Genomic DNA, 14,178 nt, shown 5'->3' with positions numbered 1-14,178 from the left:
CAGAAATGTTCGGAACGACTCAATTACTCGTTTTATCTATATTTTTTGCAAGGATGTATCACCTGATGAAAGGAAATGATTTACCCCTGATTCATCTTCTAGGATTAACTGTCCCCAGTGATTAATCCCCCGGGCTTTTCCTACTAAAGTGGTAGATGCGTGAGTCACTTGAATGTATTTTCCAGCCAGATAATCTACTTCATTCCATTCATCCATAAAAGCATTCAGATCATTTTTGAGAAACTTACTGAAATAACGTTCTAAATTGCTAATCAAACCTGCAATTAGGAGATTACGGTCAAAATATTGTTTGGTAATTTCATATAATGAACACCAAGGTTTTTCAGGAAGAGGATGATTTATAGTGTCTGTATTGACGTTTATTCCAATGCCAATAATAACCTGGGCATTGCTGTTGGATTCAGCTAGCATCTCAATCAAGCTGCCACACAGTTTTTTATCAGTCCAGTAAATGTCATTAGGCCATTTAATTTTAATATTAGTTGATAAATTAAATTCCTTTAAAGTGGCGAGAATTGCCAAGCTGGTGACAAGACTTAATCCAGAAAGTTTCGCTAGATCATCATTAATATGCCAGCGGCTGGAACAATAAATATTTTCGCCAAAAGGAGAATACCATTGTCTACCGAATCGTCCTCTACCATGAGTTTGAATTTCCGCACAACAAATATCGAGCTGGTTGCTTATGGGTAAATCTTTCAAAAAACGATTAGTTGAATCAATTGAGGTGAATAAATGCACATTAAAAGGCATTGATAAATTTTTTGCTAATAACTGTTCGGTAATACGAGATTTATGCAATAAAATAAATGTACTGGATAGTTGGTAGCCTTGCTGAGGGATGCGTTTAATTGGAATGCCAAAATCAATTAATTGGTTTATCTGCTTCCAAATTGCTGAACGAGTAATACCTAAGGCTTGCCCTAAGGCTGAGCCACTATGACAAAAACCATCTTCCAGAATAGTCAATAAAATAATTTGTGATGGAGTAAATTGCATCATACAATTAAAATTTTAATGTAGATCTATTTGCTTGAAGTTGAATTATCCCATGTCGTATTTCACGAATAGTGGGATGACAACACAAGGCACCACTATAGGCTACTTCAGGCATGAAGGAACGTAACTGCCAAGTCATATTGTTTAGTGGATCATTTATTAATTGTTTGGTTGGTATTGACGCAGGTACATTAAACTCTTTGGTTGGATAAGCAAGTCCTAGACCACATGCTTTAATTAATGCTTCTTTTTGCGACCAGATATGAAAGAATACAGCAGGTTTTAATGATTGAGGGACTTTCATAAACTCTTTAAATTCATGGTCAGAAAATGAGTTTTTGGCAATGCCCTCATAAGAACGAGCAGAATATTTTTCTATATCAATGCCAACTGGAAAGTTTTTACCTACTGCGAGTATTGCCAAATCACTGGTATGACTGAGATTAAACTGTAATTTTGTTGAATTAATTACCTCTGGTTTGCCATGAGAATTATAAGAAAACACTAGGCGTTCAGGGTGAGTATTTAAGTAGCGTCCCAAAATAATTCTTAAAGTAGCTCTTGCTGTAGAAAAACGCCGCTGATGCCTACTAAAGTAGAATCGTTCAGTACGAGCTAGTTCTTCTGCATTTAATATTTGCGAAACATTAGGCAATTCATTGACTAAGGAAAATTGCCAAAGGTCAATCCGTGTTTCATTTAGAATGCAGTTATTAGTATCTAATGCTGTAAATTCTGTAATGTTCATATCCTGTGAATCTGGCATCAATTAGGGATTATAGGTTATCATATACCATGATATTTAATTTACCAAAGAGTATTGCATGAGCCGACAATTTTTGGATTTTGAACAGCCGATCGAAGAATTGAATCAAAAAATTGAAGCACTTCGTATGGTAGGCAATGATAATGAAGTAAATTTAGGTGAAGAAATTACTCGCCTGAAAGTGAAATGTTCTGAATTAACAGTACAGATTTTTTCAAATTTAGAGCCGTGGCAAGTCGCTCAAATGGCCAGGCATCCTCTTAGACCACAAACAACAGAATATATTGAACGGATCTTTACTGATTTTCAAGAATTGCACGGTGATCGAAGTCACTCTGCGGCACCTGCAATTATTGGTGGTATGGCACGTTTAAATGGTGACCCTGTGATGGTACTCGGGCATCAAAAAGGTAAACGTACCAAGGAAAAAGTATATCGTAATTTTGGAATGGCTCGTCCAGAAGAATATCGTAAAGCATTGCGTTTAATGAAGATGGCTGAAAAATTTAAATTACCTGTAATTACCTTTATTGACACTGCAGGTGCTTATCCTGGTATTGGTGCTGAAGAGCGTAACCAGTCTGAAGCAATTGCTCGTAATTTATTTGTAATGTCACGATTAAAAACACCTATTATTTGTATTGTTACAGGTGAAGCCGGTTCAGGGGGAGCCTTGGCAATTGGTGTGGGTGATAAGGTATTAATGTTGCAGTTTAGTATTTATTCGGTTATTTCACCAGAAGGGTGTGCGTCTATACTTTGGAAGGATGCTGCAAAAGCAAAAGATGCTGCACGGGCAATGAGAATTACTGCACAAAATATTTATGATAATCATTTAGTTGATGGTGTAGTTCCCGAACCATTAGGGGGAGCTCATCGTAATGTAGATGAAATGTCTGCTCATCTGAAAGAAATATTAATCACTGAATTGCAGTTTTTGAAGAAAATACCTCTAGATCAACTTATTGATAAAAGGTATCAAAAATTTATGGCGATGGGAGCTTTGTGATTGGTATGTATCAACCTTTAAGGGATGTAAGGTTTTTCATTAGGAGTTAATTAACGCACTATAGCATCAGGTAAAACCAACAATGAATCATTGTATCGATCAATTATTAAATTCAAATTGGCTTTCATATCTGACTCGTTTTAGAAAATTAATAGTAGGATTTAGTGGGGGACTAGACTCTACAGTGCTGTTGCATGCATTAGCCGCTAATCCTGAATTAGTTACTAAATTGGTGGCAGTACATATTAATCATGGGATGAGTCCACATGCTTTTTCCTGGCAACAACATTGCAATCAGTGGTGTCAAAATATTGGTATTGAATTCATTAGTGAAGTGGTGCAATTCGATCGCAGTGCCAATGTTGAAGAGCACGCACGTCTCGCGCGCTATGCTGTTTTTTCATCTATATTGGCTCCAGAAGATTGTCTCATTTTAGGGCATCATCAAGATGATCAGGCCGAGACGGTACTTCTACAATTATTTCGAGGTGCTGGTATCGATGGTTTAGCTGCGATGCCACCTTTACGCTGTTTTGGTTTAGGGATGTTGGCTAGACCTTTTTTAGTTCATACGCATTCCCAGTTAAAACAGTACGCAATGTTGCATCGATTAACTTGGATTGAAGATGAAAGCAATTTAAATACTCATTACTCGCGTAATTATTTACGCCAGCAAATCATGCCTTTATTGATGGAAAAATGGCCTGGTTTAGTTGGAAATCTTGCCAGAACAGCACTACATTGTCAGGAAGCTAAAAATAATTTGAGCACATTAGCAACTTATGATATCACCTCCTCATTGATAGAAAATAGTAATAAACATACTGAGCTAACAACAAACTCACTGTCCATTGAGCCCTTATTGAATTTAAATTTGGAACGTATTTCCAATATTCTGCGGGTCTGGCTGAGAAATAATCGGGTATCACTTCCTACCACGACAACATTTCACCGTCTAATACATGAGCTGATTTTTGCTACTACAGACGCCATTCCTGAAGTAAGCTGGAGTGATATTTTAGTTCGTCGATATCAAAAATATTTATATTTGGATAGAAAGCATCTTATTCATTTGCCTGCATGTAGCGAATGGTCTATGTTTCCATCACCTTTAACTATAGAAACTAATGGTTCGGAACGACGAGGATGGAAACAATCTAGTAGTACACATAACTATGGTCTACAAACCCTGGAAAAAGCAAAAATTAATTTGTTTGCAACGGAAGCTACTCATGGTTTAGTGATCCCGCCAGGGGCAAAGATTGTAGTTCGCTTTAGAAAAGGTGGCGAAACGTTTTTTTGGCATGGACAAAATAAGCAATTAAAAAAACTACTTCAAGAGTGGGGTATTCCACCGTGGCTTAGAAAACGTATCCCATTGCTCTATATTGAAGATCAACTTGTAGTAATTGTAGGTTATGCAGTAAGTGACTTATTTTTTAATAAAAATTCCTTGCAGGCTTGGAGTTTGTCAGCCCATTTCAATTGGTAAAGAACAGTCTGATAATAGAATGTAAATGGTTAAAGCCTACACATTGAAAATTCCTTCATTATTTAACTAAAGTAATTTCATTTTGGTGTATTCTGCAGATGGTGCTGCTCATGATTTTCCACAATTAATTGGATTGGTGGTTCAATTAGTCGTTGATAGGTACCTTGAGGTTGTGAGGAGATCTTGGCTGCTTTGATAGTTCCTTCATGATATCTCCTTTGTATTAATAGTTATCTTATATCAGCACTCTGGCAAATTAACCGCTAAGCCTCCAAGGGATGTTTCCTTATAAATGCTTTGCATGTCGATTCCCGTCTGTTTCATCGTCTTAATCACTTTATCTAGAGAAATATGATGTTGGCCATCGCCAATAAGTGCCATACGTGTTGCATTTACTGCTTTTACCGAACCCATTGCATTTCGCTCGATACATGGTATTTGTACCAGACCTAAAACCGGATCACAAGTCATTCCTAAATGATGTTCCATCGCGATTTCAGCGGCATTTTCCACTTGGGCTACTGTACCACCTAGAACCGCTGTTAGAGCGGCAGCAGCCATTGACGAGGCAACACCTACTTCACCCTGGCAACCCACTTCTGCACCAGAAATAGAGGCACCTTTCTTATAAAGTATGCCTATAGCTGCTGCGGTGAGAAAATACGTGTATATATCTTCCTTCTTCATTTTATCATGAGCATGTTGGCAATATTTAAGTACTGCAGGAATTATCCCTGCGGCGCCATTAGTTGGTGCAGTAACAATACGTCCCCCAGCAGCATTTTCTTCATTAACAGCCATAGCGTAAAGATTTAATAGATTCATAATGTCTGATTGCTCGAAAATACTTTTAACACCTTTATGATCCATTAATTTTTTATATAAATCAGGGGCGCGTCTTTTTAAATTCAAACCACCCGGTAACGTTCCATCATGCTTACATCCATTAGCGATACATTCATCCATTACGTTAGCAATCATTAAGATTCCGTCTTGGATTTCTTCGAGGCTACGCCAAGTTTTTTCGTTTTTAAGCATTAATTCAGCAATAGTTAAATTATTTTTTTCACAAAGTTTTAATAATTCACTGGCCGTTGAAAAAGGATAAGGAGGAAGAGCAGAGTTTTCAGTTGATTTGGAAAAATCTTCTTCAGTTGTAATAAAACCACCACCAATAGAATAATAAACCTGAGCAATTAATAAATTATCTTGCTCATCAAAAACTGAAAAACGCATCCCATTGGTATGTTTTGGTAAAAGTTCATGTTGTAAAAATAAAAAGTCAGTGACCTCATTAAATCGAATGTTTTTTTTCCCACCTAAATTCAGAGTATGTGATCTGAAAATTTCATGCATGCGTGGCACCATGGATTCAGGTAATACAGTTTCAGGGGTTTTATGTTCCAGTCCATTAATAATGGCTTTATCAGTACCATGTCCTTTACCGGTTAAAGCGAGTGAACCATAAAGTTCAATTTTGATTCTTTGGACACTATTGATTAAGTCTTCTTTCTCAAGTAATTCCAAAAAGGCATTTGCTGCAAGCATAGGACCTACAGTATGAGAGCTTGAGGGACCAATTCCAATAGAAAATAAATCAAATACACTTAGATTCATGTGCTTTATATCTCTTTTTTTCGTTACTGCAAAGTGTAGAAGGATCTGCTGTATTTGTCTATTTTAATTAAATCCAATGTTCTTACTAGTAATTTAACATAAATTTAGGCAGAATAACGTGGGATTCTTAACCGGTTATATCTTTCTAGCTAATTAGGTAAGGTATGTACTATTTAAACTATAAAGACTAAGACTAAAAGGAGATTTTTATGAAAATGAAATTGGTCACTGCTGCTGTTTTAGGGGTTGCAATGTCTACTGTGATGGCTGCTGATGCCTTAGTTACTGATAAAGATAAATTATCTTACAGCATTGGTTCAGATTTAGGAAAAAACTTTAAAACTCAAGGCATTGACGTTAGCCCAGATGTATTGGCTAAGGGAATGCAGGACAGTATGTCTGGCGGTAAGTTGATCTTAACTGAAGAACAAATGAAAGACGTATTAAGCAAGTTTCAAAAAGACTTAATGGCAAAACGTAGTGCTGAGCTTGCCAAGAAAGCTGATGAGAATAAGGCCAAGGGCGAAGCGTTTCTGGCTGCCAATAAAGCCAAACCCGGTGTCGTAGTATTACCAAGTGGTTTACAATATAGAATAGTTGAAGCAGGGACAGGTGCCAAGCCAAGCAAAACGGATACAGTAACTGTTGAGTATACTGGTACGTTAATTGATGGCACTGTGTTTGATGGCACTCAAAAAACTGGTAAGCCAGCTACATTCCAGGTGGCTCATGTTATTCCTGGCTGGATTGAAGCATTACAATTAATGCCTGCGGGTTCTACCTGGGAACTTTTTGTCCCTTCAGATTTAGCTTATGGCCCTCGTAGTGTTGGCGGTCCTCTTGGTCCGAATGAGACTTTAGTTTTCAAAATTCATTTAATCTCTGTTAATAATGATAAATCTTCTAACAATGATAAAACTGTTAATAACGATAAATCTGCTAGTAATGATAAATCTGTTACTAATAAAAAAGTAGGATAATTTTTATACCCCGGACTTTGTTCGGGGTATACTTTCCTTATCCTATTTTTATTGTTAAGTGATCTAATGAATAAACGTCTGTTTATTGTTTTCATTTTAGGTTTTTCCTCAGGCTTGCCTATGGCCTTAATCAGTAGTACCTTGCAGGCATGGTATGCTTATAGTGGTATGTCTGTTTTTATTACTGGTACTTTAAGCCTAATTAGTCTTCCTTATGTCTATCGAATTTTCTGGGGGCCTATTTTAGATCGTTATTCTTTATTTAACCTGGGTAAAAGACGAAGCTGGATCCTGACCATGCAATTTTTATTGCTGTTAGGATTTAATGTAATGGCGTGGATGACGCCAGAGCAATATCCTAAATCTTTAGCAATCTTAGCACTGATTTTGGCTTGTTTTTCTGCAACTCAAGATATTGCTATTGATGCTCACAGGACAGAGTATTTGTCACTAACAGAACATGCATTAGGTGCTTCCTTAGCCGTATTTGGTTATCGTTTTGCTTTATTATTATCGGGTGGTTTTGCTTTAATTGTGGCACAAAAGTTAGGTTGGGCTTTTACTTATCGATTAATGGGATTATTGATGATTATAGGTATGCTGGCCGTTTGTTTTAGCAATGAACCCAGTGCACCAATTAAAGAAAAAACTAATTTTGCACACTTATTCATAGCGCCAGTTAATGAATTGCTATCTCGTCCTGGAATTGTTTATTTGTTGTGTTTTATTTTTTGTTACAAATTAGGTGAAGTGTTCACTGCAACTACGAGTGGAATCGTGATGCCTTTTTTAATCCAGGGCATTGGTTTTTCTTTAGATACAATAGGTTATATTAATAAAATGCTCGGTGTAGGTTCCATTTTGTTAGGGGGATTAATTGCCGGGTTGTTATTAACGCGTTATTCTTTGTACCGATCCCTCTTTTTCTTTGGTTTGTTACAAGCTTTAACCAACATTTTGTTCGTTGCTTTGGCTATGGTGGGCAAAAGCGTTGTTTTATTATCTATTGCAGTATTTTTTGATAATTTTGCAGCAGGAATGGGATCCACTGCTTTGGTTGCCTTGTTTATGCGTTTGGTAAATAAACAGTTTACTGGTACTCAATTTTCAATTTTTGTGGCTTTATCAACTATACCTCGTATTATCTCTGGCCCGATGGCTGCCTCTATTCAAATGGCTATTGGATGGGTTGGTTTATATCAACTTTCTATTGTATTTGCTTTAGCTTTTATTCCTTTTTTAATCTTGATTAAAGGACAAACTGAAGAGGATAGACAACAAATTGATAATGTAAATAAAGAAGGGACACTAAATCCTGTTAGATAGCTTTTATGATAACGCAAATCTAGTTGTTAATAGGGAATTCATACTTATTTATTATCTGCAGATTTCTTGATAACCATAGTTTTGCAATAATTTATCTAGCAATTCTTTAAGATGAGATTCTATTGCTATTGTTTTCTGTTTCTAGCGCGGATTTTCCTGACGATGATAACAATACATAGCCTGCTCGCCAATATTAGTGTTTCTATCAAAACGCAACTGTGTCAACTTTGCGCGCTCTGATTCTTCTAAACTGTAGTAAACCATACTATTATTTACTCTAGATACTTAATGGGGTCTGCTTAGCAATACAAATGGAATTGCTCTATAATTAATTAAAATGCAAATAAAATGGAGTACTCGATGATTTTAAAGCAAAATAGGAAATTAATTGATACTTATGAAAACAAATTAAAAAAGGGAATAATTACTGATAATGAGTTAAAAATTTTACTAAATGAAAGTTTATTTTCACAATCAAAGGGATATTTTAATTCGGATGAACCAGTTAGTGAGAAAAATCATCGTAAAACTGACGCGATTAATGATTTTGTCTTATATATTGCTCCTCAATTAGAACCAGAGATTCTGCATCAATTAACTGCTCGCATGATTAATTTAAGCCCGGAGGGTTCTACAAATACTTTTATGCGTAATGCAACTTTAGAAAAAGCTTTTTTAGCTTATGAAATGTATGCATTTCCTGATTTAGCGGCGATATTTTTTAAACATCCAAGCGACTCAAAACTGAAGGAAGCATCCTTTGAGTACGCTGCATGGCAAAGAATGCAGAGAGAATTTCCAGCAGAGAACGACATACCTAATCTTATAAATACTATACTTAGACCAATTATTGATTTATTTGCTAAAAAACTTGTAGAGAAAATTGTAGAGCGTCATTACCCCCATATGGTAAGTAATGCAACAAAGGGGAGACAGCATGCTTTTGGTGTAAATGGTGCAAAGTTTTTAAAATTGAAGGAAGATTTAAAGAATTTGAAAGGAGATCACCTAAAAAGTCAAATTCTTATTGATTTTCAAAAACAACTGACTCAATCTAAAACGCATCAAGAAGTTGATGCACTGGTAGCTGGCTTTAAAACAAGCTCTGAATATGAAGTTCTTACTACTAGCCAAGGAGTTACTACGAGACTAACAAAGTCCCCAACCTCTTCAATTAAAGCACTTAATGAAATGATAAAAGAGCATAAAGCTAATATTAATAATTTAGACCGTTTAAATAAATTAAGCTTTCCAAGCTAAAAAACTTGTTTTGTTTTTTAGTTCTAGTACCATATTTATCAATGCAAAAGCATAAGAGCTAAGCTAAAGGAAGAAAAGTACTTAAGTGAGTCAGGACTTTTTCCCTTTAGTTTGGTACTTATGGTCCACAAACTTCAACAAATAAATCAATAGACCTTAATGTTCTAACCTACCAAAAGTGAATAGCTTAAATGCTTGATGTGATTAACCTTAATTTTGATTACCAGGATCAACCTTTATTAAATAAGGTGAGTTTTCATTTGCCCGCTGGAAGCTTACTTCATCTTTGCGGCGCTAATGGGTCTGGAAAAACCACCTTACTTAAGTTAATTGCAGGTTTGTATACTCCAGCAAATGGAGAAATAAAATTTTCTGGACAAAATATACATCAATCCCTTACAGCTTATCAACGTCAATTATGTTTTGTGGGACATAAAACAGGAATTAATCCCAGTTTAACATTAAGAGAGAATTGTTTTTTTGATCTTCACCATAATGAACGTTCTATAGAAGAATTAATTTCAATTTTTAATCTGAAATCTCATTTAGATTTACCTTCTGGTTTATTATCTGCTGGACAAAGAAGACAAGTTGGTTTACTGCGACTATGGATGTCTGATACACCATTATGGTTACTTGATGAACCCTTAGTTGCTTTGGATGATACGGCTTTGAAATTGATCATGGTTAAAATAAATATTCACATAGAGCAAGGTGGCTCAGTCTTAATGACTTCTCATCAGAAATTACCCTTAAATCCTTCCGCATATCAGGAGTATTGTTTGTGACTTCGGTCTTTACCTTATTTATAAAATACTGCAGACGTGAACTGTTAATTCAAGTGCGCCAAATTAGATTTTTGATAAACACATGTTTATTTTTGTTAATTGTTCTTTTTATATTTCCACTCACGTTAAAACCAGAAGTAGCCTTATTGCGAACCGTAGCTCCAGGGTTAATTTGGATGGCAATACTCTTGTCAATGCTTCTTTCCTCCGAGCGTTTGTTTCAACAAGATTACGAACATGGTGTGATGGAGCAATGGTTGGTTTCAGGTCAATCTTTATCTTTGTTGGTAAGTGCTAAAGTAATCGCTCATTGGTTATTTAATTTAATTCCTTTACTTATTTTATGTCCTTTGGCGGCACTTTTATTTTCCTTAAGTCCATGGGAAGCATTAGTTTTAGCTCTTACCATACTCTGTGGAACGCCGACTTTATTATTCCTCTGTGCTTTAGTAGCAGCTTTTGGTGGCGGAATTAATCAAAAAGGCACATTGATGGCATTAATTTTATTACCTTTAAGCTTGCCATTGTTGATCTTTGGTAGTGGCACGTTAAATACTGCCATGTTAGGCTTATCGGTTAAAGGACATCTGGCTTTATTATCAGCGATGTCTTTAATTTCAAGTGGATTTTTACCTTATGCTATTGCGGAGGTGATTCGCGTTAGCCATGTAGAATAACAATGAGTATGAACGTGCTTTAGTAATAGCCTTTGATGTAATTATTCAACTCAAAGCAAGCGAAAAATAAATAAGTTACAAGGAGTTCGTTCTGAAAAAACTCATTGTTTTTAGCCTAATAGGGTTTGATCTGCTCTTGTGCGGTGTCATTACTCCTATTTGGGCGTCGACGCCTCGCGCTACTTTCGGATGTGACCCTTATATCGAGTATCTGTGTTTAGACAATTACTTAGGTAAAAATTTTCTTACTCGCTTTGTGAATTATTATCAAGTTGAAATGGGTCATGCAGCAGCTCCCATTGATCCCAATGCTTCGTCTTTTCATAGAGACGGATGGCCAGCGACACCTCAATCGACACCACCTATGCCATTCACTGAATGGCCTTATGGAGCAACTACGCCAATTGGAGTGAGCCGACCGAATTCGGTGGATAGTCCTTTTATGGTTAGTATTGGCAATACATCGACTGGGAAATGGCTGCAAAAAAATCATATTCAAATTTACGGTTGGCTCAATGGTGGGGGTAATCTCAGCACAAATACAGTAAAACCAGGCGGCAATGCACCGATTGCCTATATGTATACACCGAATACTGTGCAGTTGGACCAAATGGTTCTTTACATAGAGCGTGTTCCCGATACCGTGCAAACACATTACATTGATTGGGGGTTCCGATTGTCGGGGATTTATGGAGAAAACTACCGCTACACCACCGCCTACGGTATCGTAAGCTATCAGCTTTTGAAAAACAATACGGTAAATGGATATGATTTCCCTATGGTTTATGCTGAATTATACATTCCAAAGATCGCTGAAGGATTAGTTTTTCGATTCGGACGCTTTATCTCAATCCCTGATATAGAGGCACAGCTTGCGCCAAATAACTACATGTATTCTCATTCGATGACATACACCTTTGATAATTATACTAACCAAGGTGTGGTGGGAAGTTTGGCTATTACGAAAAACTTCATTGTGCAATTAGGCTTGGTAGAAGGAAGCGATACCGCTTTCTGGAATGGGGGTAAGAGAGTGGTTAATCCTTATCCTAATCCGCTCTATTCTAACGCCACCTTTTTAAAAGATCCCGGAGCTCAACCTTCAGCAGTCGCGTGTGCTCGTTTTACTTGGAATAATGGTAATGACACTTTTTATCCCTGCATGAATGGAATCAACAATGGGGTATGGGGTTATGATAACCTTCAGTGGTATGGATTCACTTTTTATCACAAATTTAACGATCAATGGCATATTTCTTACGAGATTTATTCACTACATAAAAATAATGTAGCCAACTTAAATAACCCTACGGCGGTTGCTGCTATTGCAGCTGGAGGAACCCCTTTTTCACCACAATATATGCCGTTCAACGCTCCAAATGCCGCACAATGCCATAATCCATCTGCCCTAAGCTGCACTGCAAACGTGCTGGCTACCGTAGCCTACATAAATTACCAATTTTCTCCTCTGGATAATATTTCATTCAGGCCTGAGTTTTATAATGATAAGGAAGGTCAACGCACGGGAACGAAAACTCGATACCTCAATTTTGGTTTGGGCTGGCAACATTGGCTATCGCCACAAATCGAATTACGCCCTGAAGTTGATTTTGACTATGCACTTGATAAAGACGCATTCAATGGGAACGCTAATGCCGGGATTCCTCCAGATAAACGCTATACGCTAATGGGGGCAATGGACATCATTATGCATTTTTGATTTCTTGCTCGGCAGGTTTATGTATAAAAATTACAAAAATATTCTCTGTCAGTTAAATTGAGGTTTTGCTAAAGCATACATACGTGCTAAAATCCGGGTCTTTTGATTCGAATTGTTCCTATGTGGAAATTATTATATCAACTAGCTTCGCCTAAAATTTTTTATGTCTTTGCAGGGCGTATTATTCCTGGGATAGCCGGATGTGCGTTGCTCACTCTGCTAATTGGAATAATTTGGGGATTAGCTTTTACGCCACCTGATTACCAACAGGGAGATGCGTTTCGTATTATTTATGTGCATGTTCCCAGTGCATTTTTATCCATGGCATTTTATTGCTGGATGGGCTTTTTAGCTGTATTGCTTTTGGTGTGGCGTATTAAAATTGCAGGGTTATTAATTAGTCAGGTGGCTCAATTGGGGGCGTGTATGGCTTTTCTGGCATTAGTGACTGGCAGTATATGGGGCAAACCGATGTGGGGTGCCTGGTGGGTTTGGGATGCACGCTTAACTTCTGAATTAATTCTTTTATTGCTGTATGCAGCAATTTTAGCAACGCATCAAGCAGTAAAAAATAAAGAAGATGGTGATAAAATTATTGCGATTTTGACATTGGTGGGGCTTATTGATTTGCCAATTATTCACTATTCCGTGTACTGGTGGAATACCTTACATCAAGGATCTACATTGTCAGTATTTGCGAAACCTAAGATTGATAGCTGTATGTTGTATCCTCTATTGTTGACCTTAATTGGATTTTTTTTATATTGTTTGTGGATTATTTTAGAAAAGGCATGTCAGGAATTGTTGCTTAGGGAAAAAAGGCAAGCTTGGGTCAGGATTCAATATGAAACACTCCAACCCTCATCCGCTCTACTGGAGTCTTCTGCCTATTCCTTTGCGAAGGGAATAAAGAAGTTATTTAAAAGGCAAATTAAATGAATCACTTTTTTGAATGGTTGTTGATGGGGGGGTATTCTATCTATGTTTGGCCTGCTTACGGTTTGGTATGTGTTGTTTTGGTGATGAATCTGTTAGGAGTGAAATGGAAAAAAAAACAGACACGTCAAAAATTGCAACAATGGTTTAAGCTATAAACTATGAATCCTGTTCGTAAACGTAAGTTATTGATTTTATTATTTACCTTGACTGTCTTATCCTTATCTGCTGGTCTGGTTTTGTATGCTTTACGGCAAAATATTAGTCTATTTTACACTCCAACTCAAATTGCAGAAGGAAAGGCTCCTTTACTGCATGTTATCCGTATCGGTGGCATGGTTGAAAAAGGTTCCTTTATTCGAGCCGAAAAAAGTTTGAAAGTTGAATTTAAAATAACTGATTTTAGTAAAGCAATTGTAGTAATACACACGGGTATTCTTCCAGATTTATTTCGCGAAGAACAAGGTGTAGTTGTGGAGGGGCAGTTGATCGACAGACAACATTTTCAAGCAACCCGTGTTTTAGCAAAACATGATGCTAATTATATGCCTCCTGAGGTAAAAGCTGCTCTAGCTAAAAGGTAAATT

At 36.8% G+C, this 14,178-nt stretch carries 14 protein-coding genes and 1 pseudogene; 11 read left to right on the top strand and 4 right to left on the bottom strand.

Features of this window, described 5'->3' with window-relative positions; translation table 11 throughout:
* Nucleotides 1-36 precede the first annotated feature (36 nt).
* Together WA877_RS02005 and WA877_RS02000 are read right to left on the bottom strand one after the other, a co-directional pair.
* Nucleotides 37-1,023, bottom strand: a complete 987-nt coding sequence (locus WA877_RS02005; protein ID WP_425169271.1) for a biotin--[acetyl-CoA-carboxylase] ligase — start codon at nucleotides 1,021-1,023, stop codon at nucleotides 37-39.
* A gap of 4 nt (nucleotides 1,024-1,027) precedes the next feature.
* On the bottom strand, nucleotides 1,028-1,768 hold the full coding sequence (locus tag WA877_RS02000) for a 4'-phosphopantetheinyl transferase family protein (protein ID WP_425169270.1): 741 nt from the start codon (nucleotides 1,766-1,768) through the stop codon (nucleotides 1,028-1,030).
* Between the two features lie 76 nt (nucleotides 1,769-1,844).
* On the opposite strand from WA877_RS02000, the gene WA877_RS01995 reads away from it, so the two are divergent.
* Both WA877_RS01995 and tilS read left to right on the top strand, forming a co-directional pair.
* Nucleotides 1,845-2,795 carry an acetyl-CoA carboxylase carboxyltransferase subunit alpha gene (locus WA877_RS01995; protein ID WP_425169269.1) on the top strand — a complete coding sequence of 317 codons (951 nt, stop codon included), beginning with the start codon at nucleotides 1,845-1,847 and terminating at the stop codon, nucleotides 2,793-2,795.
* An 82-nt stretch (nucleotides 2,796-2,877) separates the two neighbouring features.
* Nucleotides 2,878-4,287: a tRNA lysidine(34) synthetase TilS gene (tilS, locus tag WA877_RS01990; protein ID WP_425169268.1), complete on the top strand. Its 1,410-nt coding sequence runs from the start codon at nucleotides 2,878-2,880 to the stop codon at nucleotides 4,285-4,287.
* Between the two features lie 240 nt (nucleotides 4,288-4,527).
* On the opposite strand, the gene WA877_RS01985 is transcribed toward tilS, so the two are convergent.
* On the bottom strand, nucleotides 4,528-5,904 hold the full coding sequence (locus tag WA877_RS01985) for an L-serine ammonia-lyase (RefSeq protein ID WP_425169267.1): 1,377 nt from the start codon (nucleotides 5,902-5,904) through the stop codon (nucleotides 4,528-4,530).
* 209 nt (nucleotides 5,905-6,113) lie between these two features.
* Between WA877_RS01985 and WA877_RS01980 the strand changes: the two are divergent.
* Nucleotides 6,114-6,803: pseudogene (locus WA877_RS01980) on the top strand (FKBP-type peptidyl-prolyl cis-trans isomerase N-terminal domain-containing protein); the annotation flags it as partial.
* A gap of 147 nt (nucleotides 6,804-6,950) precedes the next feature.
* Entirely contained in the window at nucleotides 6,951-8,210 is a 1,260-nt protein-coding gene (locus WA877_RS01975; RefSeq protein ID WP_425169266.1) for an AmpG family muropeptide MFS transporter, read from the top strand.
* A 141-nt stretch (nucleotides 8,211-8,351) separates the two neighbouring features.
* Here WA877_RS01975 and WA877_RS01970 read toward each other — a convergent pair whose 3' ends face one another.
* Nucleotides 8,352-8,474, bottom strand: a complete 123-nt coding sequence (locus WA877_RS01970; RefSeq protein WP_425169265.1) for a hypothetical protein — start codon at nucleotides 8,472-8,474, stop codon at nucleotides 8,352-8,354.
* 96 nt (nucleotides 8,475-8,570) lie between these two features.
* Here WA877_RS01970 and WA877_RS01965 point away from each other — a divergent pair, with 96 nt between their 5' ends.
* The 7 genes from WA877_RS01965 (at nucleotide 8,571) to ccmE (ending at nucleotide 14,175) form a co-directional block, all read left to right on the top strand.
* Nucleotides 8,571-9,470: a hypothetical protein gene (locus tag WA877_RS01965; RefSeq protein WP_425169264.1), complete on the top strand. Its 900-nt coding sequence runs from the start codon at nucleotides 8,571-8,573 to the stop codon at nucleotides 9,468-9,470.
* Nucleotides 9,471-9,661: 191 nt separating this feature from the next.
* Nucleotides 9,662-10,258, top strand: a complete 597-nt coding sequence (ccmA, locus tag WA877_RS01960) for a heme ABC exporter ATP-binding protein CcmA (RefSeq protein ID WP_425169263.1) — start codon at nucleotides 9,662-9,664, stop codon at nucleotides 10,256-10,258.
* Entirely contained in the window at nucleotides 10,255-10,935 is a 681-nt protein-coding gene (gene ccmB, locus WA877_RS01955) for a heme exporter protein CcmB (RefSeq protein WP_425169262.1), read from the top strand. The genes ccmA and ccmB overlap by 4 nt, the downstream gene beginning before the upstream one ends.
* A 136-nt stretch (nucleotides 10,936-11,071) precedes the next feature.
* The gene (locus WA877_RS01950; RefSeq protein ID WP_425169261.1) at nucleotides 11,072-12,655 is read left to right on the top strand and encodes an outer membrane beta-barrel protein; all 1,584 of its coding nucleotides are present in this window, start codon (nucleotides 11,072-11,074) and stop codon (nucleotides 12,653-12,655) included.
* 120 nt (nucleotides 12,656-12,775) lie between these two features.
* Complete coding sequence (gene ccmC, locus WA877_RS01945; protein WP_425169260.1) at nucleotides 12,776-13,594, top strand: heme ABC transporter permease CcmC; 819 nt, start codon at nucleotides 12,776-12,778, stop codon at nucleotides 13,592-13,594.
* Nucleotides 13,591-13,749 (top strand): heme exporter protein CcmD, encoded by a 159-nt coding sequence (gene ccmD, locus WA877_RS01940; RefSeq protein ID WP_425169259.1) that lies wholly within the window; start codon nucleotides 13,591-13,593, stop codon nucleotides 13,747-13,749. Before ccmC ends, ccmD begins: the two co-directional genes overlap by 4 nt.
* Nucleotides 13,750-13,752: 3 nt before the next feature.
* Nucleotides 13,753-14,175, top strand: coding sequence for a cytochrome c maturation protein CcmE (ccmE, locus tag WA877_RS01935; RefSeq protein ID WP_425169258.1), 423 nt, complete (start codon nucleotides 13,753-13,755; stop codon nucleotides 14,173-14,175).
* Nucleotides 14,176-14,178 lie beyond the last annotated feature (3 nt).

The sequence above is a fragment of the Legionella sp. genome (assembly GCF_049790535.1).
Taxonomy (GTDB): Bacteria; Pseudomonadota; Gammaproteobacteria; order Legionellales; family Legionellaceae; genus Legionella.
This window is presented reverse-complemented; position numbering and strand designations above follow the sequence as displayed.